At 72.7% G+C, this 13,601-nt stretch carries 9 protein-coding genes; 4 read left to right on the top strand and 5 right to left on the bottom strand.

Annotated features, from left to right (window positions below; all coding sequences use genetic code 11):
* Positions 1 to 255 precede the first annotated feature (255 nt).
* Complete coding sequence (locus tag ACPFP2_RS01055; RefSeq protein WP_424085090.1) at positions 256 to 1,650, top strand: FAD-dependent oxidoreductase; 1,395 nt, start codon at positions 256 to 258, stop codon at positions 1,648 to 1,650.
* Between the two features lie 307 nt (positions 1,651 to 1,957).
* On the opposite strand, the gene ACPFP2_RS01060 is transcribed toward ACPFP2_RS01055, so the two are convergent.
* Complete coding sequence (locus tag ACPFP2_RS01060) at positions 1,958 to 3,583, bottom strand: MFS transporter (protein WP_424085091.1); 1,626 nt, start codon at positions 3,581 to 3,583, stop codon at positions 1,958 to 1,960.
* Between the two features lie 286 nt (positions 3,584 to 3,869).
* Between ACPFP2_RS01060 and ACPFP2_RS01065 the strand changes: the two genes are divergently transcribed.
* Complete coding sequence (locus ACPFP2_RS01065) at positions 3,870 to 5,444, top strand: 4-hydroxyphenylacetate 3-hydroxylase family protein (RefSeq protein ID WP_424085093.1); 1,575 nt, start codon at positions 3,870 to 3,872, stop codon at positions 5,442 to 5,444.
* Between the two features lie 43 nt (positions 5,445 to 5,487).
* Here ACPFP2_RS01065 and ACPFP2_RS01070 read toward each other — a convergent pair whose 3' ends face one another.
* From ACPFP2_RS01070 to ACPFP2_RS01080, 3 genes are all read right to left on the bottom strand, one after another.
* A complete protein-coding gene (locus tag ACPFP2_RS01070) occupies positions 5,488 to 6,801 on the bottom strand; it encodes a DUF4872 domain-containing protein (RefSeq protein ID WP_424085095.1) in 1,314 nt (437 codons plus the stop codon).
* A 260-nt stretch (positions 6,802 to 7,061) separates the two neighbouring features.
* The gene (locus ACPFP2_RS01075; protein ID WP_424085097.1) at positions 7,062 to 8,417 is read right to left on the bottom strand and encodes an FAD-dependent oxidoreductase; all 1,356 of its coding nucleotides are present in this window, start codon (positions 8,415 to 8,417) and stop codon (positions 7,062 to 7,064) included.
* Between the two features lie 384 nt (positions 8,418 to 8,801).
* Entirely contained in the window at positions 8,802 to 9,617 is an 816-nt protein-coding gene (locus ACPFP2_RS01080; RefSeq protein WP_424085099.1) for a hypothetical protein, read from the bottom strand.
* Between the two features lie 497 nt (positions 9,618 to 10,114).
* Between ACPFP2_RS01080 and ACPFP2_RS01085 the strand changes: the two genes are divergently transcribed.
* The gene (locus ACPFP2_RS01085; RefSeq protein ID WP_424085101.1) at positions 10,115 to 11,500 is read left to right on the top strand and encodes an aspartate aminotransferase family protein; all 1,386 of its coding nucleotides are present in this window, start codon (positions 10,115 to 10,117) and stop codon (positions 11,498 to 11,500) included.
* 192 nt (positions 11,501 to 11,692) lie between these two features.
* A complete protein-coding gene (locus tag ACPFP2_RS01090; protein ID WP_424085103.1) occupies positions 11,693 to 12,247 on the top strand; it encodes a TIGR03086 family metal-binding protein in 555 nt (184 codons plus the stop codon).
* Positions 12,248 to 12,310: 63 nt separating this feature from the next.
* On the opposite strand, the gene ACPFP2_RS01095 is transcribed toward ACPFP2_RS01090, so the two are convergent.
* Positions 12,311 to 13,531, bottom strand: a complete 1,221-nt coding sequence (locus tag ACPFP2_RS01095) for a cytochrome P450 family protein (RefSeq protein ID WP_424085105.1) — start codon at positions 13,529 to 13,531, stop codon at positions 12,311 to 12,313.
* Positions 13,532 to 13,601 lie beyond the last annotated feature (70 nt).

A 13,601-nucleotide genomic window follows, 5' to 3' on the forward strand; every position in this document is an offset into this window, starting at 1 on the left:
CGTGGCGGCGCCACTCGGCGCACCCGGCCGTCACCCGCACCGCACGGCAGAGGATGCGACCGGCACCGGGTGACCGTGACGCTGGCCGTGCGACCGCCGCGGCGACGCCCGCCCCACCGTCGACGGCGACCCGCCGGGGACGCCGTGCCGGTCGGGGGCGGAGGTGCTCCGGTGTGCGGCGGCGACCGCCGCGGCGTCACGGGCCGCGTCGTCGCCGGTGGGTGGGAACTGGTCGTCGTCAGGGAGGTTGCGGCAGTGAGTGAGATCGGTAGACGCGCCGTCGTGCTGGGCGGCAGCATGGCCGGCGTCCTCGCCGCCCGGGTGCTGGCCGAGTCCTACGGCGAGGTCCTGGTCGTCGACCGGGACACGCTGCTGGGCGTACGCGAGCCCCGGCGCGGCGCGCCGCACACGGTGCACGCGCACGGCCTGCACGCCCGCGGTCACCTGAACATGGAGGAGCTCTTCCCCGGCATCACCGACGAACTGCGCGCGGCCGGCGTGCCGACCGGGGACCTCGGCGAGATGCGCTGGTTCTTCAACGCCCGCAAGATCCGCCCCGCCCACACCGGCCTGGTCTCGGTGACCGCGCCCCGCCCGGTGTTGGAGCACCACGTCCGCAGCCGGGTGGCGGCCCTGCCCAACGTGCGGTTCCTGGAGCAGCACGACGTCCTCGGCCTGGTCACCACCGACGACCGGGAGCGCGTGGTCGGCGTACGGGTCCGTCCCCGCGCCGACGGCGCCGCCGCACAGGAGTTGGACGCGGACCTGGTGGTCGACGCGACCGGGCGCGGCTCGCGTACGCCGGCGTGGCTGGCCGAACTGGGCTACCAGCGGCCGGAGGAGGAGCGGGTCAAGGTCGGGCTGGCCTACACCACCCGGCACTACCGGCTGCGTCCGGAGATGTTCGACGGCGTGCAGTCGATCAACCCGGTCGCCTCGCCCGCGCACCCCCGCGGCGCGTTCTTCGGCCAGGTCGGCCGGGACGTCTGCATCCTGTCGCTGACCGGGGTGCTGGGCGACCACCCGCCGACCGACCCCGAGGGCTTCCTCGCCTTCGTCCGCTCGCTGCCGGTGCCGGACGTCTACGACGCGGTGCACGACGCCGAGGCGCTCGACGACCCGGTGTCGTTCACCTTCCCGGCGAGCGTCCGGCGTCGCTACGAGCGGCTGACCCGGATGCCCGACCGGCTCCTCGTCATGGGCGACGCGGTGTGCAGCTTCAACCCGGTCTACGGGCAGGGGATGAGCGTCGCCTCCATCGAGGCGCTGACGTTGCGGGAGCACCTGCGCCGGGGCCGGCCGCCGCAGACGGGGGCGTTCATGGCCGACGTGTCGCGGGTGATCGACACCCCGTGGGACATCTCCGCCGGTGGCGACCTGGACTTCCCGGGCGTCCAGGGTCGGCGCACCCTCCAGGTGCGGGTCGGCAACGCCTACATGGCCCGGGTGCAGTACGCGGCGACCCGGGACGCCCGGGTGACCGAGGGCTTCATGCGGGTCGCCGGGCTGATCGACCCGCCCCAGGCGCTGATGCGCCCGTCGATGGTGCTGCGGGTGCTGCGGCACGCGCCGCTGCGCCCGGCCGCCCCGCCCGCCAACCCCTCGCTCGCCGCGCCCACGGCCGGTACGGTGGCCCCGCCGGCCGCCTGACCCGCCCCACCTGCGCACGCCGCCCCGGGCCGACCATCGGCCCGGGGCGCCGCACGTCCGCCCACCGCCCGGACCCGGCCCCGGGCCGGGGTTCCGTCACGTCCGCCACCGCTCGGGGACGGCCCTGGGGCCCGGCGCGCTCACGTCCAGCCATTGCTCAGCGGGGCACGTGCGGGTGGGCGGGGCGGCGCCGCCGCCGCACCGGCGCGGGACCCACGTCCCCGGGAACGGCACCGGCCGCCCCGGGCACCCGCAGGGGGTGACCGGAGCGGCCGTGGTGTGGTGGTGCGCTACCCGTCCACCGCGGTCAGTGCACCGGCTGCGCCGACCCGGCCGCGTCGGCCGCCGGCTTCGGCTCCTTCGGCGGCATGCCCGGCATCGGCATGTCCCCGAGCGACGGCACGTGCCGCAGCCCGACGAACGCCACCACGGCCAGGGCGACGAAGACGAAGACGCAGACGAGCGCGACGGTGTTCAGGCCGCTGGTGAACGCCTCACGGGCCGAGTCGAGCAGCGAGCCGGCGGACGGGCCACCGACCTGCTCGGCGACCACCGTGGCACCCGCGATGCTCTCCTTGGCGGTGGCCGCCGCGTCGGCCGGCAGCTCGCCCGGGACGTCGACCTGACCCCGGTACGTCGCGGTGCCGATGAGGCCGAGGATGGCCACACCCAGGGCGACGCCCAGCTCGCCGACGGCCGAGGAGAGCGAGCCGGCGGCGCCGGCCTTCTCCGGTGGCGTGTTGGACATGACCAGGAACGGCGTCATCGGGCCGACGGAGGCGCCACCGACGTAGACGACGCCGAGACCGACCAGCAGGGTGGTCAGCCCGGCGGTGCTCTCGACCTGGGTCAGCACCACCATGCCGATCGCCGCGATCAGCGAGCCGGCAGCGAGCACGTAGGCGGGGCGGACCTTGCGGGCGATCGCCGGCGCCAGGTTGCCGACGACGATCATCACGATGGACGGGATCAGCAGCAGCGTGCCGACCCGGACCGGGCTGAGCCCCTCGACCATCTGCATGTAGAGGCTGGCCATCAGGCCGGCGCCGCCCATGACGAAGGCGATCATCAGGGCCATCGCCAGGGCCGTCGAGAGGGCGCGGATCTTGAACAGGCTCAGGTCCATCAGCGGGTGGGCCAGGGTGGCCTGCCGGCGCAGGAAGACGACGAGGAAGACCAGCCCCGCCACGAGGGCGACCACCGGCAGCGGCTCCCAGCCGTTGCGCGCCAACTCCTTGAGGCCGTAGACGAACGGCAGGATGGCCAGCAGCGACAGCGCCACGCTGAACAGGTCCAGCCGGCCGGCGTTCGGGTCCTTGGACTCGGGGATCAGCGCCGGGCCGGCGATCAGCAGCAGGCCCATGATCGGGACGGCGAGCAGGAACACCGAACCCCACCACCACGCGCCGAGCATCAGACCACCGATGACCGGGCCGAGCACCACACCGGCCATCAGGGACGTGCCCCACAGACCCATCGCGGCGCCCATCTGCTTCGGGTCCTTGAACATGGTCCGCAGCAGGGCGAGGATCGACGGGATCAGCGTCGCGCCGGCCACACCGAGCAGGGCGCGGGCGATGATCAGGACGATCGTGGAGGTCGCGAACGCGGCCAGCAGTGACGACGCGAGGAAGGCCGCGCCGCCGAACAGCAGGACCTTCTTGCGTCCGACGCGGTCGCCCAGCGTTCCCATGGTGACCAGGAAGCCGGCGATCATGAAGCCGTAGATGTCCGAGATCCACAGCTGCTCGGTGCTGCTCGGGCCCAGGTCCGCCGTGACGTGTGGCAACGCCAGGAACATGACGTTGAGATCCACCGTCGTCAACATGGTGGGCAGGCACATCGCGGCCAGCCCGAGCCACTCCCGCCAGGTGGCCTTGGGAGCCACGGCCGGGGCAGCGGCTGCGCCCGCCTGCCCGTCGACTGTAGTCATGCTCTTGGTCCTCTCGATATCGGCCGCGCTGTCCTGCGGCTCACTGTTGAGACGGCACGGCTCCGGGAAAGTCATCGCTCTATGCGACTCCGGTGTCACGGAAGTCCCACCGGGGGTGGCGACCGGGCGTGACGTCGCACCCGGCGTCTTCCCGGTTGCGCTCTGCGGCGTACGGCCTTGTCCCGCCCTCCGGCGCTCACCATGCTGAAGGCGGACCAGGGCCGGCATGCCGATCGCCCGGTCCGTTCCGCCCCGACGGCCTGCCCGGCCCGGCGAAAGGCGATCCATGACCGAACTGGCAGACCGTCCGGCGACCGGCGTGCGCCGGACCCGCCCGATGACCGGTGACGAGTACGTCGAGTCGTTGCGCGACGGCCGGGAGATCTACCTCTACGGCGACCGGGTGCGCGACGTCACCAGGCACCCGGCCTTCCACAACCCGGTGCGGATGACCGCCCGGCTCTACGACGCGCTGCACGACCCGCAGTCCCGTCCGGTGCTGACCGCGCCGACGGACACCGGCAGCGAGGGCTGGACGCACCGGTTCTTCACCACCCCCCACTCCGCCGAGGACCTGGTGGCCGACCAGCAGGCCATCGCCGCGTGGGCCCGGCTGAGCTACGGCTGGATGGGGCGCAGCCCGGACTACAAGGCCTCGTTCCTCGGCACCCTCGGCGCCAACGCCGACTTCTACGAGCCGTTCGCCGACAACGCCCGCCGCTGGTACCGGGAGGCCCAGGAGAAGGTCCTCTACTGGAACCACGCCATCGTGCATCCGCCGGTGGACCGGTCCCGGCCGCCGGACGAGGTCTCCGACGTCTTCGTCCACGTGGAACGGGAGACCGACGCCGGGGTGGTGGTCAGCGGCGCGAAGGTGGTCGCCACCGCCTCGGCGCTGACCCACCACAACTTCCTGGCCCACTACGGCCTGCCGGTGCGCAAGCGGGAGTTCGCCCTGGTGGCGACCGTACCGATGGACGCGCCCGGGATGAAGCTGATCTGCCGGCCGTCCTATTCGGCCAGTGCGGCGGTGATGGGCAGCCCGTTCGACTACCCGCTCTCCTCACGGCTGGACGAGAACGACACCATCCTGGTGCTGGACAAGGTCCTCATCCCCTGGGAGAACGTCTTCATCTACGGCGACCTCGGCAAGGTGCAGATGTTCGCCGGCCGGTCCGGCTTCACCGAGCGCTTCACCTTCCACGGGTGCACCCGCCTCGCGGTCAAGCTGGAGTTCATCGCCGGCCTGCTCGCCAAGGCCCTGGAGACGACCGGTACGGCCGACTTCCGCGGCGTGCAGAGCCGGCTGGGGGAGGTGCTGGCCTGGCGCAACCTGTTCTGGGGGCTCTCCGACGCCGCCGCCCGCAACCCGATCGCCTGGCACAACGGCGCGGTGCTGCCCAACCCGGCCTACGGCATGGCGTACCGGTGGTTCATGCAGGTCGGCTACGCCCGGGTACGGGAGATCGTGCTCCAGGACGTGGCCAGCGGCCTGATCTACGTCAACTCCAGCGCCGAGGACTTCGCCAACCCGGACCTGCGCCAGTACCTCGACAAGTACGTGCGGGGCTCGGGCGGCGTCGACGCGGTGGAGCGGGTCAAGCTGATGAAGCTGCTCTGGGACGCGGTCGGCTCGGAGTTCGGCGGCCGGCACGAGCTGTACGAGCGCAACTACGCCGGCAACCACGAGAACACCCGGGTCGAGCTGCTCAACGCCCAGATCCTCGGCGGCGAGCTGGACGGCTACAAGGCGTTCGTCGACCAGTGCCTGGCGGAGTACGACCTGGAGGGTTGGCGGGTCGACGACCTCTCCTCGTTCAAGGACCTGCGCGGACTGCGCGACGTGCTGCGCGACCAGTGAGCCACGCCGGCGGCAGGTCGGGCGCCCGCCGCCGGCCGGCGGGTCACCGGAGCACGTGACGCAGCGCCCCGACGGCCTCCCGCTCGGTGTCGTGGACCGCCTGGATCTGCTCGGACAGCCGGGTCAGGTCCGGCTCGGCGGGGGGCTTGCGGTCGTACTCGGCGATCAGGTCCCACAGCGTGTCGGCGGCCTCGGCGCGTTCGGCGACGGCGGAGTCGCCGGCCGCGACGCCGGCGGAGATGGTGGCGACCAGCTCCCGGATCCGGGCGTACTCGGGCACGTCCCAGGGCAGCGCCGTCTCGGCCACCTCGTGCCACAGCTGCGCCGCCTGCCGGAACAGCGCCGCCGCGTCGGCCGCCGCGTCGGCGGAGTCGCCGAGCAGGGGCGCCGCCTCGTCCAGGAAGTCGGCGTAGAGGTCGCGCAGGTTGCCGCCGGTGAGCCCGGCCGGCTCGACGTGCTCCCAGACCGACAGCAGCGTGGTGGCCATCCCGCCCTTGCCGTACAGCTTGGGCCAGCCCTTGGCGTTGCGCTGGTCGGTCACCAGTCGGCTCCACTTGCTCCACGCCGGCAGCGCCACCGTGGCGGCCTTGGCGTCCAGCTGCGCGATGCAGTCGGCGATGCCGGCCCGTACGGCGTCGGCCAGCGCGAACTCCTCCGGCACCGTGTGCACCACGATCATGCGGTTCTTGGTGGAGCTGACCCGGGCGCGGGCCTCGGCGAGGGTGTCCGCGTCGACGGTGAGCGGGGCGAGGTTGCGGTCGTCGAGGCGGATGCCGTCGTCGGTGGCCGCGTACGCCACCACCGGGCTGCGCCGGGCGCCGGAGAAGACCGGACGGCCCCGGCCGGCCAGCGCGGCCTCCGGAGGCAGGTGCCAGTAGCCGACCACCTGCCGGTCCGGCGCGACGAGGACCGGGGTGCCGTCGGCGAGCTGCTCGTGCAACGCGCCGGCCGCGGTCTTGCTGCTGCCGGTCGTCTTCACCTGGTAGCCCACGCCGAGCCGGTCCATGGTGCGCTCGGCCCAGTCGTGGAAGGTCCAGCGGTACCGGAAGCCCAGGAACAGGTTCGGCGTCTGCCCCTTGATCTCCCACAGCATGTAGCCGGCCCCCAGGCCGCCGCCGACGCCGAGCAGCATCGCCTCGCTCAGCCGCGCCGGGGTGGCCCCGCCCAGGTGGGCCAGCACGTTGGTCACGTTCGAGGTCTCGGCGTGCAGGCCGCCGCGCAGCGCCCAGCCGGCGTCGGTCACCGGCTTCGGCGACGTCCGGGCGCCGGAGAGCCCGGCCCGCGCGGTCGCGTAGCTCTCCCCGGTGCGGGCCATCCGGGTCCGGATCCGGGACTCGCTGGGCTTGCGGGTGGTCATGGTCCCCCTCGGGCGCGCTGTCGCTGGTGGCCGACGGGGCGGCCGGGTACGCCGCCGGGCGCCCCGGGCCCGGCCGTGCCGGCGCTCCGGTCGACGCCTCGTCGGAGGATACGTGCTCCCGGTGACCGCCGGGGGTGATTCGACGCGGCGCGGCGACACGGACGGACCCCGTCCCGGGCGGGGACGGGGTCCGTCGGGTGGTGCGTGCCGGCGCTGTCCGGCCGTCCCGGGATGCGACCAGGTCCCGGGACGGCGGCGGGTCAGAACCGTCCGCCGAGCAGCGGCATCTCGGCACGCGAGAGGCGCATCACCCGCCAGACCGTGCTCGGGCGCAGCAGGGCCTCCAGCGGGTCGACCAGCCCGGCGGAGCGCATGAACGCCTCGGTGAGGCTGGCGTCCTTGGTGGCGGCCAGCTGCAGCCGCTTCATGTAGGCGTGCAGCACCTGGACCTTGCGGGTACGCCGGCCCTCGACGTCGGGGAAGGTGAGGTTGATCGCCTCGGTCATCTCCCAGGCCGGATCGATGATCCGTCCGACCGTGCGCATGAACTCCTTCGACCGGGGCGCCTGACCGGTGCGCAGCAGGTCCCGCAGCGCCAGCGCCTGCAGGGAGGCCAGCGTCTGCGCCTGCGCGAACACCGGGTTCGGGGTGCAGACCGCGTCGCCGAGCACCAGCAGGCCGTCGGGGAAGCGGGACATCAGCTCGTACCGCCGGCGCAGGGTGGTGGGGAACTTGAACAGCACCGGGTCGTCGAGCGGCTCCGCGTCGGAGATGCCCTCGTAGATCTCCGGGGCGGACAGCGACTTGACGAACTGGTTGAAGCCCTCCGGGTCGGTGGGCGGGTGGTCGCCCATGATGCCGTACGTGGTCAGCTCGACCTTGTTGCCGTCGGACTTGGTGAAGATGGCGCCCCGGGGGTTGTCCGCCGACGCGACCGAGATGATCGAGTGGCTGGTGCCGAACGGGTCGTGCCGCAGCTTGTAGTGCCGGGTGGCGTAGCCGAGCCCGATCTTCGTGCCCTCCTCCGGCACCCGCGGGTAGCCCTGCGCCTCCAGCCAGACCGGGGTGCGCGAGCCCCGGCCGGTGGCGTCGACGACGAGGTCGGCGGTGAGGATCTCCTCGCTGTTGCCCTCGCCCTGGCGCTGCACCCGCGCGCCGATGACCCGCGACTTGTCCGGGCTGAAGACCAGGCCGGTGATGTCGGTGCGCTCCATGAAGGTGACGTTCTTCAGCGCGGCGACGCGCCGGCGCACGTGCGCCTCCATGACCGGCCGCCGGGCGGCCACGCAGGTCAGCCCGGCCCGGGTCTGGGCAAGCGGCCTGCCGTTCATGTACCACTTGACCGTGCCGGCCAGGTCGGTCAGCGGGCACCCGGCGGCGACCATCTGGGCGGTGATCTCGGGGAACAGGTCCTCCATCGCCCGCGCGCCACGGGCGATCAGGCCGTTGATGTGCCGGCCCTGCGGCGCGCCACGGCGCGCGTCCCAGACGTCGATCAGCTCGTCGCGGTCGACCAGGACGACCTCCCGGTAGCCCTCGCTCAGCGCGCTGGCGGCGAACAGCGCGGTGATGCTCCCGCCGAGCACCACCACGCGATTTCCAACTTCGGAACCCACGGCGACCATCTCCTGCCTGTCGAGCGAAACCGGGGACGCTGTCAGCGGTTCTACGAATCGTGGCCGGCGACCCTCGCACCCCCGGCCAACGCCGTTCCGGAAGCTGTCGACAACGGTGCCGAATTGATTTGCGAGGTGAACTCCGGGTCGATCGAGGTCATTGGTGGCGAACCATCGACCAGCAATCTCCGAAACTGTTACGCGGACTGATTTTCCGCCTTTTCGGCCACGAGGTAATGGTGGCATTCGATGGTGGGGCGGGCATCTTCTGTGTTGCCCCGGTCCGCTCGTTCGCGCGGAAGAGTGCCCGCTCGTCGCCGGCGACCGGCTGCGGACACGACCGTGCCCACGCCCGCAACGGGCGTGGGCACGGGTGGGGTGGGGTCAGGCGATACCGCGCGCGGTCGCCAGCCGGTGGAAGTTGGCGGCCATCTTGTTCGCCGTCTCGGCGTCGGTGACGATGCCGTAGTAGAAGACGTTGCCCATCACCACCATGACGATGTGCTTGGGGCGGTCGACCCCGCCGTCGGGGTCGACGTGGCCGTAGAAGGTCTGGAGCACCTTGGCGGCCGCCTTGTCCTTCTGCGGCGGGAAGGTGATCCGCTGGCGCAGGCCCATGGTCTCCGCGCCGGGCAGGGCCGGCGTCTGGAAGTCGACGTTGCTCAGCTTGCCCGGGACCTTGCCGTCCAGCGTGATGTCACCGTTGGCGCACTCCGTCGCGGCCTTGTGCATCTCCGCCAGCTTCGGCCCCTCCGGCAGCTCGACCACGAACTGGGCGAAGAAGTTGTCGTGGCCCAGGTTGTGGTCCTTGCCCACCGGGCTGGCGGTGTTGAACTGCATCCAGCCGTTGAGGCCGGCGATCGTGGCGGCCGGCGCGGTCTGCAGCGGGGTGCCGGCGGCGTCGCCCAGGGTCACGTAGTTGACGCAGGAGTCCGGCGTGAAGGCCATCCCCTTCGGGGGCGCCAGCAGCGACTTCTCCGCGACCTGCTTGAAGTCGAAGGTCAGCACCTCGTCCTTGCTGGGATCGGCGTGCGGGTTGGTCAGCAGGTCCTTCAGGTCGGCCGGCGCCTTCGGCGACGCCGGGGCCGACGCCTCGGCCTTCGTCTCCTTGGCCGCCGACTCGCCGTCGGCGCACCCGGCGGCGAACACCAGCGTCACCGCAGCCAACGCGGTGGCTATCTTGCTGCCCCGTACGGGCATATTCTCCCCCATCCTGGTAAACGCGGCGCCAATTCCGTTCTTTGCCGCTACTGCCCGGTGTGGAAGGTGCCGCTGCACGCTGTCCCAGCCGCCGCCATTCCCACCTCGAACGCGTACCGTAATCAGCGGCGTACCGTCCGGGCATCTTCCAGAATGCTTATTTGGCGGGGTCGGCGCCGTCACGAAGTGACGTGGTGCCGGAACGGTCCGTGATCAGGGCTGCGCACGCCGGAAGATGTTCCCGCGGCGGCCGGCTGCCATTGTTTCGGGGAATCCACCAGCAGGGGCGCAGGTACGCCCGGCCGTCCACGCCCCGGCCGGCGGGTCGGGCGGTGGACACGGTGGACGCCGCCCACGCGGCCGTCGTCACCGGCGACGGCGCTGCGGCGCGGGTCGCCCCGGCGTCGTCCGCAGTGGTGGGTCACCGTGCCGGTGATCCCGGGCCGCACACCACGTACCGGCAAGCCCGCATCGTCTGCAAACGAGGGAGTGGTCACGTGACGATTTCTACGACCAGGGCCGGGCGCGCCGTGTCCGGCGCCGAACTGGGGGAGTTGGACAAGCGCTACGTCCTGCACTCGCACCAGCGCGACCAGCGGCCGTTCCGCCGGATGATCGTCCGGGGCGTCGGCTCCACCGTGTGGGACGCCGAGGGGCGGGAACTGCTCGACATGCTCGGCGGTGGCATCTGGGTCGCCCAGGTCGGCCACGGCCGCCGGGAGCTGGCCGAGGCCGCCGCCGCGCAGATCACCGAGCTGGCCCACTTCACCAGCTTCTTCGAGTTCGGCAACGACAAGTCCGCGCTGCTCGCCCAGCGCCTGGCCGACCTCGCCCCGGGCGACGTCAACCGGGTCTTCTACACCTCCGGCGGGTCGGAGGGCGTGGACACCGCCATCAAGCTGGCGCGGTTGTTCCACCACCGGCGCGGGCAGACCGAGCGGAACTGGATCATCGCCCGGCACTTCGGGTACCACGGCGCCACCCTCGGCGGCGGCACCGCGACCGGCATCCCGGACATGCAGGTCGGTGTCGGTCCGAACCTGCCGCACGTGGAGAAGGTCACCCCGCCGTACCCGTACCACAGCGAGATGTACGGCGGCGAGGACCCGACCGACTTCCTCCTGCGGGAGTTGGAGGCGACGATCGAGCGGCTGGGGCCGGAGAACGTCGCGGCGATGATCGGTGAGCCGATCCTCGGTGGCGGCGGCGTCATCGCCCCGCCCGCCGACTACTGGCCTCGGGTGCGTGAGCTGCTCACCGGCTACGGCATCCTGCTGATCGCCGACGAGGTGATCACCGCGTTCGGGCGCACCGGCGCCTGGTTCGACTCCGCCGAGCGCGGCATGGACCCGGACATCATCGTCACCGCCAAAGGCCTCACCAGCGGCTACCTGCCGCTCGGCGCGGTGCTGATGCGGGACCGGGTGGCCGACGTCATGGCCGCCGGGGACGCCAGCTTCTTCCACGGTCACACCTACTCCGGTCACCCCACGGCCTGCGCGGTGGCGCTGGCCAACCTGGACCTGCTGGAGAACGAGGGGCTGCTGAAGCGGTCCCTGGAGATCGGCGACTGGCTGCGGGCGGGGCTGGCCCCGGCCGCGGCGCTGCCGGTCGTCGGCGAGGTCCGGGTCGAGGGCGCGACCGTCGGCATCGAGCTGGTCGCCAACCCCGAGACGCGCGAGCCGGTCGCGCCGGACCTCGCCCTCGCGGTCGCCGACGAGCTCTACGAGAACCACCGGGTCATCACCCGCAACTACGGTCCGACGCTGGTGCTCTCCCCGCCGCTGGTCCTCGACGACCAGCAGGCCAAGCGGGCGTCCTCGGCGATCGTGGACGTGCTGTCCCGGCTCGACGTCAAGGCCGGCAAGGTCAACCCCAGCTGACCGGCCCCGATCCCCGGTGCCCGGCAGCGGCCGTCCCCGCCGCTGCCGGGCACCGGCGTGTGCGCGCGGCCCCGCCGCCGCACCGGCGGTGGGCGCGGTGCCGCGGTCGCCGCAGTACCGGGCGGTCCCGCCACCGCGGATGCCCGGCGTGTGCGCGCCGTCGGGCCGCCCGCCGCGCCCTATAGTGCCGGCATGGACGAGGTCGCGGACCGGTACCTGCGCCGCTCGGACGCCTTCGCCCGCACCGTCGCCTCGGTGCCGGAGGACGGCTGGGACGGCCCCACGCCCTGCGGGGACTGGACCGTGCGGGACCTGGTCGCCCACGTGGCCGAGATGAACACCGTCCACCTCGGACGTGCCGGGGCGCCGCCGCGTGCCGTGCCGTCGGTGGCCGAGGACCCGCTCGGGGCGTGGCGGGGCATCCGGGAGCAGGTGCTCGCCGCGCTCGCCGACCCCGCCGTCGCCGGCGCGCGGGTCGGCGGCCGGCTCGGCGACTGGACGTACGCCGAGGTCATCGACCGGGCCATCGGCATGGAGCTGGTGGTGCACCACTGGGACCTGGCCCGCGCCCTCGGCCGGCGGGCCCGGATCGACCCCGCCGACACCGACCACCTCTGGCGCACCATCGAGCTGGTCGGCGAGGAGGAGGTCCGGTTCGGCTTCGGGCCGGCGGTGCCGCCGCCGGCCGACGCGGACGAGCAGGCCCGCCTCCTGGCCCACCTGGGCCGATACGACGACGGCTGCTGACCCGGGTCACCGGGCCGGCGGCCGCCGGATCCGCTCCGGCCCGCCGCGGCGGGCCGGAGCGGCTCAGGGCCGTGCGGTGAAGGTGACCGGCAGCCGCTCCAGCCGGTGCAGGACGAAGCTGGCCTTCCAGGTCAGCTCGTCGGCGGGCACGGCCAGCGCGAGACCCTCCAGCCGGCGCAGCACCGTCTCGAACGCTACCTCGCCCTCCAGCTTGGCCAGCGGCGCCCCGAGGCAGAAGTGGATGCCGTGGCTGAAGCTGAGGATCTGCCCCTTGTTCTCCCGGCGCAGGTCGAGCCGGCCCGGGTCGTCGAAGACCGCGGGATCGTGGTTGGCCGCCGCGGCGGCGATGACCACGTGCTCGCCGGGACGGATCTCGAAGCCGCCGATCTCCAGCCGCTCCCGGGCGAAGTGGTAGGTCACGCAGGAGACGGGGCTGTCGTAGCGCAGCAGCTCGTCGACGGCGTTCGGCATCAGCGTCGGCTCGGCCCGCAGCAGGTCGATGGCCTCGGGGTGCCGCAGCAGCGCCAGCAGCCCGTTGGCCACCAGGTTGACGGTGGTCTCGAAGCCCGCGCTGAGCAGCAGCAGCGCGTTGGAGCGCAGCTCCAGGTCGCTGAGCCGGTCACCCTGCTCCTGGGCCGCGATCATGGCCGAGATCAGGTCGTCGCGGGGATCCTTGCGGCGCAGCTCGACCAGTTCGGTCAGGTACTGGTCGAACCAGGTGCCGGCGGCGATGATCGAGTCGAAGCTGGCCGAGGCGTTGATCCCGGTCAGTGTCTCCGCGTGCTGCTCGAACTCGTCACGGTCCTCGAACGGCACGCCGAGCATCTCGCTGATCACCGCGATCGGCAGGGGCAGCGCCAAGTCGCGTACCAGGTCGGCCCGCCCCTGCGCGATCACCGCGTCGAGCAGCCGGTCGGTGATCTCCTGGATCCGCGGCTTCATCTGCTCCACCCGGCGTCGGGTGAACGCCTTGGACACCAGCCGACGCAGCCGCGCGTGGTCGGGTGGGTCCGCGAAGAGCATGTGCCGGGAGAGCGGGTAGTCGTCACTGGCCAACGGGTGGTACTTGTGCAGCTCCGGGTCGGCGGCCTCGACGCTGCGGACCAGCCTCGGGTCGGACAACGCCTCCCGCGCCTCGCGGTTGCCGGTGACCAGGACGGACGGCATCCCGTCCGGCAGGGTCACCCGGTGGACCGGGCGCCGCTCGCCCAGCTGGGTGAGCAGCGCCAACGGGTTGGCGAACACCTCGGTGCTCAGCGCGACCGCGCCGTCTACGTTGTGCATCGGACTCCTCGTGGGCTACGGCGGGGTGGGCAGGTCGCCGGACGGGGCGTCCGGCGCGGCGGTCGGGGCG

It is taken from the genome of Micromonospora citrea (assembly GCF_049629545.1).
Classification (GTDB): Bacteria; Actinomycetota; Actinomycetes; order Mycobacteriales; family Micromonosporaceae; genus Micromonospora; species Micromonospora citrea_A.

Coding starts and splice junctions, on each gene's coding strand:
- ACPFP2_RS01060 (WP_424085091.1), bottom strand. CDS start 3,583: ATGACTACAGTCGACGGGCAGGCGGGCGCAGCCGCTGCCCCGGCCGTG.
- ACPFP2_RS01065 (WP_424085093.1), top strand. CDS start 3,870: ATGACCGAACTGGCAGACCGTCCGGCGACCGGCGTGCGCCGGACCCGC.
- ACPFP2_RS01070 (WP_424085095.1), bottom strand. CDS start 6,801: ATGACCACCCGCAAGCCCAGCGAGTCCCGGATCCGGACCCGGATGGCC.
- ACPFP2_RS01080 (WP_424085099.1), bottom strand. CDS start 9,617: ATGCCCGTACGGGGCAGCAAGATAGCCACCGCGTTGGCTGCGGTGACG.
- ACPFP2_RS01090 (WP_424085103.1), top strand. CDS start 11,693: ATGGACGAGGTCGCGGACCGGTACCTGCGCCGCTCGGACGCCTTCGCC.
- ACPFP2_RS01095 (WP_424085105.1), bottom strand. CDS start 13,531: ATGCACAACGTAGACGGCGCGGTCGCGCTGAGCACCGAGGTGTTCGCC.